Source organism: Bradyrhizobium nanningense (assembly GCF_004114535.1).
GTDB lineage: Bacteria > Pseudomonadota > Alphaproteobacteria > Rhizobiales > Xanthobacteraceae > Bradyrhizobium > Bradyrhizobium nanningense.
In genome coordinates this window covers 1-12,773 of sequence record NZ_LBJC01000081.1, presented here as the reverse complement: position 1 = coordinate 12,773, position 12,773 = coordinate 1, and the positions used below count along the sequence as shown (strand labels likewise).

14 protein-coding genes are annotated in these 12,773 nt (G+C 63.9%); 6 read left to right on the top strand and 8 right to left on the bottom strand.

The genetic code is table 11. From position 1 onward, the window contains the following. Positions 1-78: 78 nt before the first annotated feature. The 3 genes from XH84_RS37060 to XH84_RS37050 all read right to left on the bottom strand — a co-directional run bounded on the left by XH84_RS37060 (position 79) and on the right by XH84_RS37050 (position 1,787). Entirely contained in the window at positions 79-1,047 is a 969-nt protein-coding gene (locus XH84_RS37060; RefSeq protein ID WP_164936281.1) for an AraC family transcriptional regulator, read from the bottom strand. A gap of 146 nt (positions 1,048-1,193) precedes the next feature. After that, complete coding sequence (locus XH84_RS41545) at positions 1,194-1,328, bottom strand: hypothetical protein (protein ID WP_283811999.1); 135 nt, start codon at positions 1,326-1,328, stop codon at positions 1,194-1,196. A gap of 171 nt (positions 1,329-1,499) precedes the next feature. Next, the gene (locus tag XH84_RS37050) at positions 1,500-1,787 is read right to left on the bottom strand and encodes a hypothetical protein (protein ID WP_128919665.1); all 288 of its coding nucleotides are present in this window, start codon (positions 1,785-1,787) and stop codon (positions 1,500-1,502) included. A gap of 240 nt (positions 1,788-2,027) precedes the next feature. Here XH84_RS37050 and XH84_RS37045 point away from each other — a divergent pair, with 240 nt between their 5' ends. Continuing rightward, positions 2,028-2,438, top strand: a complete 411-nt coding sequence (locus XH84_RS37045; RefSeq protein WP_128919666.1) for a DUF3775 domain-containing protein — start codon at positions 2,028-2,030, stop codon at positions 2,436-2,438. Positions 2,439-2,477: 39 nt separating this feature from the next. Next, complete coding sequence (locus tag XH84_RS37040) at positions 2,478-2,939, top strand: host attachment protein (protein ID WP_128919667.1); 462 nt, start codon at positions 2,478-2,480, stop codon at positions 2,937-2,939. 31 nt (positions 2,940-2,970) lie between these two features. On the opposite strand, the gene XH84_RS37035 is transcribed toward XH84_RS37040, so the two are convergent. Beyond that, the gene (locus XH84_RS37035; protein WP_128919668.1) at positions 2,971-3,234 is read right to left on the bottom strand and encodes a hypothetical protein; all 264 of its coding nucleotides are present in this window, start codon (positions 3,232-3,234) and stop codon (positions 2,971-2,973) included. Positions 3,235-3,525: 291 nt separating this feature from the next. Here XH84_RS37035 and XH84_RS37030 point away from each other — a divergent pair, with 291 nt between their 5' ends. Together XH84_RS37030 and XH84_RS37025 are read left to right on the top strand one after the other, a co-directional pair. Beyond that, positions 3,526-3,972, top strand: a complete 447-nt coding sequence (locus tag XH84_RS37030) for a hypothetical protein (RefSeq protein WP_011088070.1) — start codon at positions 3,526-3,528, stop codon at positions 3,970-3,972. Between the two features lie 98 nt (positions 3,973-4,070). After that, positions 4,071-4,943: a DMT family transporter gene (locus XH84_RS37025; RefSeq protein WP_128919669.1), complete on the top strand. Its 873-nt coding sequence runs from the start codon at positions 4,071-4,073 to the stop codon at positions 4,941-4,943. 57 nt (positions 4,944-5,000) lie between these two features. Here XH84_RS37025 and XH84_RS37020 read toward each other — a convergent pair whose 3' ends face one another. Continuing rightward, positions 5,001-5,303, bottom strand: coding sequence for a histone (locus tag XH84_RS37020; RefSeq protein WP_128948687.1), 303 nt, complete (start codon positions 5,301-5,303; stop codon positions 5,001-5,003). Positions 5,304-5,371: 68 nt separating this feature from the next. Then, positions 5,372-6,817: a cryptochrome/photolyase family protein gene (locus XH84_RS37015; RefSeq protein WP_164936283.1), complete on the bottom strand. Its 1,446-nt coding sequence runs from the start codon at positions 6,815-6,817 to the stop codon at positions 5,372-5,374. 115 nt (positions 6,818-6,932) lie between these two features. On the opposite strand from XH84_RS37015, the gene XH84_RS37010 reads away from it, so the two are divergent. Beyond that, on the top strand, positions 6,933-8,663 hold the full coding sequence (locus XH84_RS37010) for a methyl-accepting chemotaxis protein (RefSeq protein WP_128919670.1): 1,731 nt from the start codon (positions 6,933-6,935) through the stop codon (positions 8,661-8,663). Between the two features lie 121 nt (positions 8,664-8,784). On the opposite strand, the gene XH84_RS37005 is transcribed toward XH84_RS37010, so the two are convergent. Further along, positions 8,785-9,444 carry a peroxiredoxin gene (locus XH84_RS37005; RefSeq protein WP_128919671.1) on the bottom strand — a complete coding sequence of 220 codons (660 nt, stop codon included), beginning with the start codon at positions 9,442-9,444 and terminating at the stop codon, positions 8,785-8,787. A 393-nt stretch (positions 9,445-9,837) separates the two neighbouring features. Here XH84_RS37005 and XH84_RS37000 point away from each other — a divergent pair, with 393 nt between their 5' ends. Next, on the top strand, positions 9,838-10,410 hold the full coding sequence (locus tag XH84_RS37000; RefSeq protein ID WP_128919672.1) for a hypothetical protein: 573 nt from the start codon (positions 9,838-9,840) through the stop codon (positions 10,408-10,410). Between the two features lie 57 nt (positions 10,411-10,467). Here the strand turns inward: XH84_RS37000 and XH84_RS36995 are convergent, their stop codons facing one another. Then, on the bottom strand, positions 10,468-12,315 hold the full coding sequence (locus tag XH84_RS36995; RefSeq protein ID WP_128919673.1) for an alkaline phosphatase family protein: 1,848 nt from the start codon (positions 12,313-12,315) through the stop codon (positions 10,468-10,470). Positions 12,316-12,773: the final 458 nt, after the last annotated feature.

Below are 12,773 nucleotides of genomic sequence, written 5' to 3'. Positions count from 1 at the left end.
CTGCGTTGCGTCCAGCCCGTTCCAGATATGTTCCGAACCGGCGCTGAGGCCGGGTCACTATCGCAAGGGCTGGCTGCGTCAGTCAGCCTGACGGACACCGCTTTGCCGCCCGCGGGCCAGCGTGTCGGAAGGCGTCTCGTGGAATGTCGCGCGGTAGGCTGCGGCAAATTCACCGAGATGATGGAAGCCCTGGGCGCGCGCGCATGTGGCAACGGTGGCGCCGCCGCCCTTGAGGAGACGGGCGCGGGTCGCCCACAGCCTCTTGAGGCGGATGTACTGATGCAGGCTCATGCCCCGCACCTTGCTCACCGCGCCGCCGAGCGTCCGGGTCGAGACGCCGAACTCGCCGGCGAGATCGGCGGTATAGATCGGCGCGGTCGGACGGGCCGCGACGTAATCGTCGATCCGCTGCACGAGCTTGATCGAACGCTCGCCCTGGACCGAGGCGCAGCGATCCGACATCGGATCGATCTGAAACAAATCGTCGAGCGCGAGCAGCAGTCCTTCCTGGAGATGGGCCGCCACCTCGGTGGTTTTGAACAAGAGCGGCTGCACCGAGGCGGTTCGCAGGATGTCGAGCAGGAGTTGCCGCGTGTGGAGCAGGGCGGGCCGGTTCGCGACATGGGCCCGTAAATCGTCGGCGTGATCGAACCAGCCCCGGTCTTTCAGCTCAGGGGAGAAGATGATCATCGCATGATGATTGGTTTGCGGCTCGACGAAATGGCATTCGTCGTTGCCGCGGAGCGTAACGAAGAAGCGCGCATCGAGATCCAGGCCCTTGAGGTTGACCTGGAGGTCGTCGGTCATGGACAGGATCACCATCCCGCCCGGCATCCTATAGGCGGTATCGAGGATGCGCGCGAACGATCGCATCATGATGATGCGGCACGCCGGAAGGGAGACGACGGCGCGGGCCGCGGCGAAGTTCGGGATGTCGAGCGGAATGCTTCGCGCATCCTCCATCGACTCGACCGGCCGAAACGCGTCGACATTGGCAAAGCCGATCAGCTGAAGCGCGGAGGATGGAGCGAGAGCGTCGAACAACATGGGTCTGGCCGGCTACTGAAATGTGACAATCAAATGGACGTCGATGTACCGCCATCAATGGCGAAACATCGCGTTTCAGTAAATCGAATTTCAGGCCGTAGTATTGCGGACATCATGCCATGACGTCCGTCGGACCGATGCCACCGTCAACGTTCTCGGCTCATCGGCTTTCCGGAAGCGAGGTCGATGAAGTGCAGCCGCGTGCAGGCGGGACAGGCAAAGGACGCAAAGCTTCGTCCCTCCGTTCTCTCCTGCTTCTCCAGATGCGTCTGCACGTTCATGCCCGTCTCAGGGCATCGAAAGACGATAAACTCGGCCATGGCCGCAGAATGACGGTGTGGGCGGCCTTCATCTTTGATCTAGATCAGTTTTGGAATCGCTCCAACCTGGCGACAACCGCGCAAGTCGTGATCTCGCAAATGCGAAGGGGCCCCGGGGGGCCCCTTCAGATATTACCAGCCGCGATAGCCGTAGCCATAATAGCGCGGGCCGTAATAGCGCGGCGGCCCATAATATCGAGGCCCGTAATATGGCCGCGGCCCGTAATATCCATAGTAGTTCGGGCGCCACCAGCAGCGCCCCCAGGCGTTGCAGACCATGCGCACCTGCTCGACGCCGGCGATATCCGGTGTTGCAGGCGCCGGCGCGATAGGCATGGCAGACGCCGCCGGCGATGCCGCCAGGGCACCCAGCATGGCACTGAACAGGCCTGCGGCGACGAGGCCGATCTTGCGAGTCATGATGTCTTCCTCCGCTTAGGCGGAACAGGATATCGAAGTTGTTCTGATCAAATTGTGGCGGAGCCGAAATGTAATGCTGATGAACGGATCTTCAGCAAATTCGCCCGGCGGGCTGGCTTTGGCCGCATGGCCAATGCCGTGCCATAGACCTTGATCCTGCGCAATTCGCAAGTCTGCCTCGGCTCATAGTGTTGCTGCGTGGTAGCAGCATGGGGCTCGCTGCCGGGCAGGGTGAACAGGATGCGAGTCATTCCAAATCTGTCGATCTCGCCGGAGAAGGTCTTCTTCGTCATCTCGAAATCGCGCCGGTCCGACAGCGAGGCGGCCGGAGGTGGCGTCATCCTGGAGTTCGGCGACGACGACATGAGCTACGGCCGCAATGGGCGCGGCGGGACCACCGACCGTGCGGAGCTCGCGGGCTTTATCCGCGATCTCAACGTCGACGAGCAGATCGACCTCGTGGCGTTGACCTGGCTTGGTCGCGGCGACGGCGATCTTTCCAATTGGAGCGAATTGCATACCCAGGCCGCGCAGGCGCACAACCAGCGCACGGCTTCCTACCTGATCGGCACGCCAATGCTCGCTGACTATTTGGAGGAGGCGATGACGCAGTTCGGCAAGTCCTTCGAGGAATTCGAAGAACATCTCTGATGCCGGACGCGGCGTCGATAAGTTTCAAGGAGAGTTGCAATGGATAAAATGAGAATCGACAAGGGCGACTGGCTGGTGGTGTGCGACGGGCGCAAGGCGCTGATTCTGGAAAACCTCGGCGACGAGATGTTTCCTAACCTTCACACCAAGGAGGTGCACGAGCAGCCCAATCCCTCGACCAGCGCGCAAGGGAGCGACGCGCCGGGGCGATTGCATGCCGCTACCGGGGGCGCCCGCAGCTCGGTCGAGCAGACCGATTGGCACGACGAGGCCGAGCGCGCCTTCCTGCGAAGCCTGGCCGGCCGGCTCGATGCCGCCGTCAGCTCCGGCGAGACCACCGGCCTGACCATGGTGGCCTCACCGCGCGCGCTTGGCATGATCCGCGCCGATTACTCGGACCTCCTGCGCAAGGCGATCCAGAACGAGGTCGGCAAGGATCTCGTCAAGCTGCCGGTCTACGAGATCGAGAAGCAATTGCTGCTGTCAGGCGCTGCCAAATAGAGGCGCCCCGCAGGGCAGGGGCCGGTATCCCTCAGTAGCAGGGGTGCCGGCGGCGATCCTGGCCGACATAGGCGGCCGCGCTCTGGTAGCAATGGTTGGTCGACGGGCCGTCGTAAAAGGCGAAAGTGCCAGGGGTGATGCCGGGCCCGTAATTGTGGACGTAGCTGATCGGGTAGGGCAGCGGATTGGCGTAGGCGCGGTAGTGCCGGTGATGGCCCCGCGCCTCCGCCAGGTCAGGGGCTAGGATTGCGGCCGACAGGGCAGCAACCGCGGCGACTAGCGTCAACTTGCTCATCTTGATTCTCCGGAACCCGCGCGAATAGGTCCGCCATCTATAGCCACTTCGAGCCGCCGGGGCACCGGTTCGATGCCTGGAAAGCCGGGCCGATCCCGCAGATTCCCGGGTGGGTGTGACAGAATTGCCGGAGGCCCCCCCAGGCCTGCCCATTTTTGGCCTTTTCGGGATGCTTAACGAATTCCCCACACAAGTAGGACCAAAGACTATTCGGTTAAGAATCCTGACGCCGGCCTTTGGGGGCTCCTGCGAGGCCGGTACATTCCTGAAGGCTGTAGCCGTCACCTCGCCATGCGCATCACGCTTTTGAGCCTGCTGTTGCTCTGCCTCGCCGCCGCCACGCCGGCGCGGGCCGAGCTGCACATCACCCGCGACCACGGCGGCTATGTCGAGGAATACAAGGCCAAGTACAAGCGCGTCCGCGAGAAGGGCGAGCGCGTCATCATCGACGGCATCTGCAATTCGGCCTGCACGCTGGTGCTCGGCATCGTGCCGATGAACAAGATCTGCGTGACGCCGCGCGCAAGCCTCGGCTTCCATCAAGCCTATTACGACAAGGCCTTCACCTTCGGCATCAAGGTAACCAGCTCCGAGGGGACGTCCGACCTGATGTCCTACTATCCCGACACGGTGAAGGACTGGATTCGGCGAAATGGCGGGCTCACCACCGACATGAAGAAGATCAAGAACGGCGTCGAGCTCTGGAAGATCATCGACCCCTGTCCAGAAGAATGGTGAGCGGCTGAGCTGAGCCGCGATCGTCCGTCGCAACGCAACATCGTCCCGGACGAAATTCGCATTGCCGCATGGCCCCCGCTGGGGCAATGAGGGCGGCAATGAATCATAATCAAGAAGCCCTGACCGCCCGCGCCGCGCCGATCCTGTTCGTCCTGCTCTGGAGCACCGGATTCATCGGTACCAAATACGTCGTCAACAACGCCGATCCCTTGACCTATCTCGCCATCCGCATGGCGATCGTGGTCGGCCTGATGGCGATCATTGCCGGCCTTGCGCGGCCGAAATGGCCCGACCGGACCGGCATCGTGCACAGCGCGGTCGCCGGCATCCTCGTCCATGGCTTTTATCTTGGCGGCACCGCGATCGCGATCGCGCATTCGATCCCTGCCGGGCTCTCCGCGCTGATCCCGGGCCTTCAGCCGATCCTGACCTCGACCATTGCCAATCGTTGGCTCGGCGAGCGGGTGACGCCACTGCAATGGACCGGACTCGTGCTTGGCCTCGGCGGCGTGGTGATGATCCTGCACAACCGTCCCATGACCGGCGAAGCCGGGCTTGGCTGGCTCGCCTCGGTGGTGTCGCTGATCAGCATCACGCTCGGCACGCTCTATCAGCGCCGCTACTGCAACCAGATCGACTGGCGCGCCGGCAATCTCGTGCAATATGTCGCTGTCACCATCTTCTTCGCGATCGGGGCCTTCCTGTTCGAAGACCGCGTGGTGCACTGGACGCGGGAGTTCGTGCTCGCGCTCGCCTGGCTCGCGGTGGCGCTCTCGATCGGGTCGATCGGGCTGCTCTACTGGCTGATCCGCCACGCTGCGGCGACCTCGGTCGCGAGCCTGTTCTATCTCGTGCCTGCGGTGACTGCGCTGATGGCCTACATGCTGTTCGGCGAGAAGCTCGATGCACTGGCGATTGCCGGCATGGCGATGTGCGCGGCTGCGGTGTTCGTGGTCAACCGGCGCTTCTAGCGCGAGGACAGGTCTCCGGACGCGCTCGCATCCGGAGACCCGATCTGAGCGCTTCGATCAGCGCTTCGCCTTCTTGGCCTTCTTCTTTGTCTTTGCAGTCTTCTTGGCGGCCTTCTTCGCGGTCTTCTTGGCCGCTTTCTTCGAGGATTTCTTGCTGGCCTTCTTGGCGGCTTTCTTCGAAGTCTTCTTCGGGGCCTTCTTGGCCTTCTTGGAAGCCTTCTTCGGCGCTACTTTCTTCGTGACCTTCTTGGCGGCTTTCCTGACCTTCTTGACGGCGGTGACTGCCGCGTCCTTGGTCGCTTCCACGGCGCTGGTGATCGTCTCGATCGCCTGTTCGGTGATCGGCTTATCGTCGTCCATATCGTGTCCCCCACGGTTTGTATGGAGCGGTGACGATAGCGCGTTTCATAATTGTGTCAAAGCAACGCTCAACCTTTGCGGATCTTCGCGTAGGCGGCGAGCGCGCGCTCGCGTCCCCTCGCGTGATCGATGATCGGGTGCGGATAGGTCTTGCCGAGCGTGATGCCTGCGCTCGCGAGCTCGATCGGCGTTGCCTGCCAGGGCCGGTGGATCAGCTTGGCCGGCATCTCTTTCAGCTCCGGTACCCAGCGCCGGACATAGGTTCCATCCGGATCGAACCTCTCGCCCTGCAGCTGCGGATTGAACACGCGGAAATAGGGCGCGGCGTCGGCGCCGCAGCCGGCGACCCATTGCCAATTGGCGGGATTGCTGCCGGCGTCCGCATCGACCAGGGTGTCCCAGAACCAGGCTTCGCCCTCGCGCCAGTCGATCAAGAGGTGCTTGACCAGGAATGAGGCCACCACCATCCGCACCCGGTTGTGCATCACCCCGGTGTGCCAGAGCTCGCGCAGGCCGGCATCGACGATCGGATAGCCGGTGCGGCCGCGCTGCCAGGCGGCGAGCGCCCTGACGTCGCGCCTCCAGGGGAAGCCGTCGAAATTTGCTTGCAGGTTTTCGCTGCCGAGGTCGGGATGATCGTGGAGCAGGTGGCGGCAGAACTCGCGCCAGCCGAGCTCGCTGAGGAATTTTTCGATGCCCGGCCCGAGTGCCGGGTCTTCCTCCGCGGCAAACCGCGCCGCATGCCAGATCTGGCGCGCGCTGAGCTCGCCGAATCTCAAATGCGGCGACAGGCCTGAGGTGCCTTCACGATCCGGGCGGTCGCGGTCTCCGACATAGGCGCCCGCGGTGTGTCTGAGGAAGTCGCGCAGGCGCTCTTGTGCTGAGGCCTCGCCCGGGGTCCATGTCTCGCGCAGGCCGCCCGCCCAATCCGGCTTGCCCGGCTCCAGCCTCCAGCTCTCCAGCACATCGCCGGCGATCTTCGGCGCGGGGCGCAGCTGTTTCGGAGCAGGCAGCGGTTTTGCCGGATCACCCAGCGACAGCACGCGCCGCCAGAACGGCGTGAACACGCGCAAGCCGCGGCCTTCCTTGGTGCGGATGGCGGAGGGCGGGACCAGGAGATCGCCGGGGAAGGTTTGCGAGTCCACGCCAAGCTTTGCCAGTGTCGCCTCGAGCTGGCTCTCGACGGCCTGATGCGGCGCCTGCGCAATTCCATTCCAGTAGACGGCGCGGGCGCCGCTTTCGCGTGCCAGTTCCGGGATCACCCTGGCCGCCGGTCCCCGGCGCAGGACGAGGGATCCGCCGCGCGCAGCGATCGCTGTACCGAGCGCTCGCAACGACTGCGCCAGCCACCAGCGCGTTGCCGCGCCGGGCGGACGTCCGACGCTGTCGTCGAGGACGTGGAGGCCGAGCACCGGCGCACCTGATGTCGCGGCGGCGTGCAGGGCGGGATGGTCGGACAGGCGAAGGTCGTCGCGAAACCAGACGATGATGGGCGGCACGCTTGGCGGGGTCAGGGTGGCCTCGTTTACGATTTGGAAAGCATGTCGGGCGCGGCGACGGGAACCCGTCGTTAATCGGACCGTAAGGCGGCTGCACGAATATGCAGGGATTACGGGGGTGGTTCCATTCATGTCCAGGGTCTTGACCGGGAAGTTCTTGCCGCAGTTCAAGCTCGGCACCAAGGCGGTTCTGTGCGCCGTGTTGCTGATCGCCGTGAACACGGCGCTCGTGGTCGGCGCCGGCTATTGGTCGCTGACCTCCGCCTTCAACGATCGCGCATTGCGCGACATCGAGGTCAACCTGCGCACGCTGGCGCTGGCCTTCACCGAGATCGTTCCGGCCGTCAAGATCACGATGCGCGATGGCTCGGTGGTGCGCGCCGAAATCCCCAAAATGCCCGACTTCAGGGATCACGCCATCGTCGACCGCGCGGTGTCCTATGTCGGCGGCAACGCGACCCTGTTCGTGTTCGACGATGCGAGCGGGCAGTTCGTCCGCCGCTCCACCAACGTCAAAAAGGAAAACGGCGACCGCGCCGTCGGCACCCAGCTTGCCGCCGACCATCCGGGGCAGGCGCCGCTGCGCCGTGGCGAGGCCTATAAAGGCCCGGCCACGCTGTTCGGCAAGTCGTTCATGACCGCCTATTTCCCGGTTCTGGACGCGGGCGGCAAGGTCGTCGGCATTCTCTATGTCGGCATCCCGATGATCCAGTACGAGAGCATGCTGGCCCATGCGATGGAGAGCATGGCCGCGGCCGCCGGACTTGCCGCGCTGCTGGTGCTGGCCCTGACCCTGCTGATCGTCCGTCGCGTCACCCGGCCGCTCACCTCGGTGACGCACTCGCTCACCGCACTTGCCAACGGCCAGAGCGACGTTGCGATCGAATGCGAGGATCGCGCCGACGAGATCGGCGAGATCGCGCGCACCGTCGCGGTGTTCAAGAGCAATTCGCTGGAGCGGGCGCGCATGCGCAGCGAGCAGGCGGCGGCCTCGGCCGCAGCGGTCGAGCAGCGCAAATCCGACCTGCGCAACTTCGTCGAGGAATTCCGCGGCAGCGTCGGCGGCATCCTCGACAAGGTGCTGACGTCGTCGGGCGAGTTCGAGCGCGCCGCGCGACAACTGACCGACGTCGCACGCTCCACCGCCGATCTGTCGGCGCAGTCCGCGGGCGCTTCCGAAAATGCCTCCGAGCACGTGCGTTCGGCGGCATCGGCTTCCGACGAGCTGTCTCAATCGATCTCCGAAATCGCGCGACGGGTGCAGGAATCGAACGCGATTTCCGCCGAAGCCGTCCGGCAGGCCGAGGCCACCGACCAGCGCATCGCGCAGCTCTCGGAAGCCGGCGCGCGCATTGGCGATGTCGTCAAGCTGATCACCTCGATCGCCGAGCAGACCAACCTGCTGGCGCTGAACGCCACCATCGAGGCCGCGCGCGCGGGCGATGCCGGCCGCGGCTTTGCCGTGGTGGCTCAGGAGGTCAAGACGCTGGCGGGCCAGACCGCGAAAGCGACCGACGAGATCTCGAACCAGATCGAGAGCATGCAGCTCGCGACCGAGGAATCGGTGTCCGCCATCAAGGCGATCAGCCAGACGATCGAGCGCATCAGCGGGATTGCCGGCTCGATCTCGGCTGCGGTCGAGCAGCAGAAAAGTGCGACCCACAACATCGTGGCGAGCGTTCGCGCGGCGGTCTCAGGCACGGCCGAGGTGGCCGTCAACGTCCGACATGCCGCCAAGGACGCCAGCGAGACGGGCGAGACGTCGAGCCGGATGTTTGCCTCGGCCCAGGCACTGTCGGGCGAGAGCCTGCATCTGAAGGCAGAGGTCGACGGCTTCCTCGACCGCGTGCGGGCGGCTTAATCGCTACCGTCATTCCGGGGCGGTCCGTAAGACCGAGCCCGGAATCTCGAGATCCCGGGTTCGATGCTGACGCATCGCCCCGGGATGACCTTTTGCGGTCGCTATGCGCGACCGCAAAAAGTCATTTCGGCTGCGGCACGATGCGCAGGTAGGGCTTCGGCTCCTTCCAGCCCTGCGGATAGATCGTCTTGGCCTCGTCGTTGGAGACCGAGCCCGCGATGATGACGTCGTCGCCCTGCGACCAGTCGGCCGGCGTGGCGACGCGATGCTTGGCGGTGAGCTGGAGCGAGTCGATGACGCGCAGGATCTCCTGGAAGTTCCGCCCGGTCGTCATCGGATAGACCAGCACCAGCTTGATCTTCTTGTCCGGCCCGATGATGAAGACGTTGCGGACCGTCTGGTTGTCGGCCGCGGTACGCTTGAGGGGATCGCCCGAAATGGCGGCCGGCAGCATGCCGTAGAGCTTCGAGACGTTGTAATCGGTGTCGCCGATCATCGGGTAGTTCGGAGCTGCGCCTTGCGTCTCCTTGATATCCTCCGACCAACGGGCGTGGTTGTCGACGGGGTCAACCGAGAGCCCCATCAGCTTGACGCCGCGCTTGTCGAATTCTGGCTTCAGCTTGGCGAGGGCGCCGAGCTCGGTGGTGCAAACCGGCGTGAAGTCCTTGGGGTGCGAGAACAAGAGCACCCAGCTGTTGCCGATCCAGTCGTGGAACTTGATCTTCCCTTCGGTGGTCTCGGCTTCGAAGTCGGGTGCGGTGGTGCCGATCGGAAGTGTCATGATTTTACCTCATCGCATTGAATCTACTTGGAAATTCTTCCCTGGCCGTCCGCCTCAGTATAGGGGTCTTACAAGGCCAAGTGAACGCAAACTGAACAGGCTCAAGTAAAATGTGAATTCCTGCCTTGAAGGGCAGATTTTCTAGCAACTTATTGTTACGGCGGCACCTGCGGCGAAACAGCTCCACCCGGGGTCACACGGTCTCGCTCGCCCCGATAAAGCCTTTTATGACTTCCATCACGCTCGCCCGGCGCGTCCTAGAACCAAAACGGTCCTGACAGCGACCAATTGGCAACCATCTAGAAAAGTCGCGATCCCCGTATCGAATCGTTAACCACCCCTTTACGCCGGCATGAAAATGCTGGCCGATCGGAAGAAGTCTGGAAGTGAACTATGTCTGCCGCTGCACCTAAATCTGTCGAGTCCTCGTCCCTCGAACCGTCCTGCCGCGATACCGCAGCCCATGCACTCTCCATCGTGCGCGACGGCGTGATCACCGGCGAAGGCCCGACCACCAAGGGAAGGGTGCATTTCTCCCGCTCGCTCGATGCCGACGACACCGCCTGGTGCACGCGGATCCTGACGGCCACCGCCGTCAACGACCAGCCGGTCAGCCGCGCCGAGGCGGAAGTCCTGTTCGAGATCAACGAGGCCGCAACCGAGCGCACCGATGGCGGCCGCTTCGACGACCTGCTTGCCAAGGCCGTTGCCCATTATGCCGCAAGCGCCTCCGGCCTGAAGGTGCCGCCGCGCAGCGTCGCGCTGTCGGCCGAGACCGACATCGAGAGCTGGGCGCCGTCCTATGCCTCCAAGGTCAATAGCGAGATGCTGGAGTGGATCGCGGGCCAGATGCGCGGCAAGCGCCACAACAACCGTCGCCTGATGGCGATGGTGGCGACGTTCCTCGGCGCCACCGCGCTGCCTCTGGCGGGCCAATTGCCGAACGTGTTCGACATTGGAATGTAAAGACTTGGGCATGTAACATTGACGCGCCTCCGATGAGGACGCGATCGAGCGGCGGGGTTATTTCCCCGCCGTTTTTTGTTTGCCGGCGTCCTGCTCGAGCCCCAGCGTGCGGCCCGGGAAACCGGCGGCGTCGAAATAGCGCTGGCTGCCGATGCGCTGGAAGTTCAGCACTGTCGTCAGGCCGCCCTCGGCGGGCTTGGACTTCAGCGTGCCGACATAGGCCTTTGGCACGGTGCCGTTGGGCATGGCCTCCGACATCACGCGGCCGACCAGGTCTCCTTTCTGCGTCGCGCGCAGGCCCATGAGCCGGGCGGCCGTCATGCCGACGTCGGCATTGCTGACCGGCAGCTCGTCGACGAAGCCGGCTTTGAAGTCCGGTCCGATCGCGGCCATGAAGTTCATGGTGTCACCGCGGCTGAAGCTGCCATGCATGCCCTGGCCCTGGCGCAGCACGGTGTCGGCGACCTGCACCGAAGAATTGGTCGGCGCCTCGCCGCAATCGCTGGCGTAGGAGCGGAAGTTGACGACGATTGACGGCGTCGGCGTCGCGGCCTTGCCGTGCAGATTGATGCGAGACAGCGGCAGCGTGCCGGGGAAGCGGCCGAGCGAATCCTCGACGAACAGGCCTGAGACGTAGTCCTGCTGGAGCAGCGCCTTGATGGTCTTCTCCGCCAGCTTCTTGTTCGGGAGATAGACGAGGTCGGAGCCGCCATTGGTGGCGACGACGAGATCGGGCTTCTCCGGATCCTTGCCGAGCACGCCGTTGCCGGCCTTGGGATGCTTGTTGCCTTCGACCTTCGCGTTCTTGTCGTTGGGATCGAACAAGGGCAGGTCGAGCGCCTTGGCGAGATCGAGCGCCAGAAAACCCATCGGCAGGAAATCCTTCGGCGTGTCGTCGTAGTCGACCTTGGCCGAGGCGCTGGTCTTGCTCTCCTTCGAGATGGTGGAGAAGCCGTGGTCAGCCGAGACGATGATGTTGGTCGAGGCGGTGAGCCCGAGCTCGTCGAGCGCCCTGCGCAGCTGGGCGAGGTTGTTGTCGGCGTTCTTGATGCCGGCCATCGAGGTCGGGCCGTTGATGCCGGGCTTGATCTGGTTGAGGCTGTCGCCGGTATTGTGCTGGCTGCCGTCGGGATCGCGCGACCAGAACACCAGCACGAACGGCTTGTTGCGGGCCTTGAACATCGGCAGCACCACCTTGGCGGCGACGTCGGCGAAATAGGCCTGCTGCGCGACGTTGGCCACCGTGGTACCCGGCGTCTTGGCATCGCCCGCCTTGGAATTGTCGCCGCGCGGCGGCGTTGCGGTGGGCAGGCCGGCCTTGGTCAGCGCGTCCTTCACTTCGTCGGACAGGGCCACTCCGTGCCTGCCGCCGGTGGCGTCGTCGAACACGATCGAATGCAAGCCCGCCTTTTCGGGCTTGTCGGTATGGTCGAACTGGTACGTCGGACCGTGCTTGCCGAGCGCAGCGGTGCTGTACCCCTTGTCGCGGGCCATCTTCAAGATGGTGTCCTCGTTGAGGTAGTTGCCTCCAAAATGCTCGTCGATGTCGCCGAGCACCTCGTCGTTCTCGATGAAGGGGACCACGGTGTTGCCGGCCGGGACGGAGGTATAGCCGGTCCAGATCGTGTTGGAGAACACGCCGGTATCGCCGAGATAATGGCCAGTCGACATCGCCGAGCCGTTGGCCATGGTGAAGGTCGGGAAGAGCGAGTGCGGGTTCTTGAAGTTGACGCCCTTGTCACGGACCTCGGCCATGGCGGGCGCGGTGTCGGGGTTGACCTTCAGCGCGCGCAGACCGTCCGGAATGAACAGGATCAAATTGCGGGGCGTGTTGTTCTGGGCGGAGGCCAATCCGGTGGACAACAGGGTCAATCCGGCGGACAGCAACAGCAATGAACGGCGCATCAGATCTCTCCCTGCGGTGAGCGGCATGGCCGCAACCCGCGGCCCCCCGGATCGTTTAGTTTCGCTGCATGACGGTCTTGTTACAAGAGCGGAGAGCCGTGCAAAGAAGGGCAGGGAGCACACACGTGTCCCGGACACGCTGCAACGCTTTTAGCGTTGCGGCGCAGAGCCGGGACCCAGCAGGCCACAGCACGCGCCGCCACATGGGCCCCGGCTCTGCAGCGCACCGTCGAACCGGACGATGCTTCGCATCGCCGGGGAGACGCTGCGCTGCGTCCGGGGCACGAGAGCATCTGTTACGCACCACTGCATCAACGCGTCATTGCGAGCGTAGCGAAGCAGTCCAGACTGCCGCCGCGGAAAGACTTGATCTTCCCCCAAAAAAGTGGACAGGGTTCAAGCCGATTTTAGCTCCATCTCGACCGGGCTGATATAGCCGATAGCCGAGTGTCTGCGGT

Bases quoted from the DNA above. Each gene is read 5' to 3' on its own strand.
- XH84_RS37060 (WP_164936281.1), bottom strand. From the start codon at position 1,047: ATGTTGTTCGACGCTCTCGCTCCATCCTCCGCGCTTCAGCTGATCGGC.
- XH84_RS41545 (WP_283811999.1), bottom strand. From the start codon at position 1,328: ATGAACGTGCAGACGCATCTGGAGAAGCAGGAGAGAACGGAGGGACGA.
- XH84_RS37050 (WP_128919665.1), bottom strand. From the start codon at position 1,787: ATGACTCGCAAGATCGGCCTCGTCGCCGCAGGCCTGTTCAGTGCCATG.
- XH84_RS37045 (WP_128919666.1), top strand. From the start codon at position 2,028: ATGCGAGTCATTCCAAATCTGTCGATCTCGCCGGAGAAGGTCTTCTTC.
- XH84_RS37040 (WP_128919667.1), top strand. From the start codon at position 2,478: ATGGATAAAATGAGAATCGACAAGGGCGACTGGCTGGTGGTGTGCGAC.
- XH84_RS37035 (WP_128919668.1), bottom strand. From the start codon at position 3,234: ATGAGCAAGTTGACGCTAGTCGCCGCGGTTGCTGCCCTGTCGGCCGCA.
- XH84_RS37030 (WP_011088070.1), top strand. From the start codon at position 3,526: ATGCGCATCACGCTTTTGAGCCTGCTGTTGCTCTGCCTCGCCGCCGCC.
- XH84_RS37025 (WP_128919669.1), top strand. From the start codon at position 4,071: ATGAATCATAATCAAGAAGCCCTGACCGCCCGCGCCGCGCCGATCCTG.
- XH84_RS37020 (WP_128948687.1), bottom strand. From the start codon at position 5,303: ATGGACGACGATAAGCCGATCACCGAACAGGCGATCGAGACGATCACC.
- XH84_RS37010 (WP_128919670.1), top strand. From the start codon at position 6,933: ATGTCCAGGGTCTTGACCGGGAAGTTCTTGCCGCAGTTCAAGCTCGGC.
- XH84_RS37005 (WP_128919671.1), bottom strand. From the start codon at position 9,444: ATGACACTTCCGATCGGCACCACCGCACCCGACTTCGAAGCCGAGACC.
- XH84_RS37000 (WP_128919672.1), top strand. From the start codon at position 9,838: ATGTCTGCCGCTGCACCTAAATCTGTCGAGTCCTCGTCCCTCGAACCG.
- XH84_RS36995 (WP_128919673.1), bottom strand. From the start codon at position 12,315: ATGCGCCGTTCATTGCTGTTGCTGTCCGCCGGATTGACCCTGTTGTCC.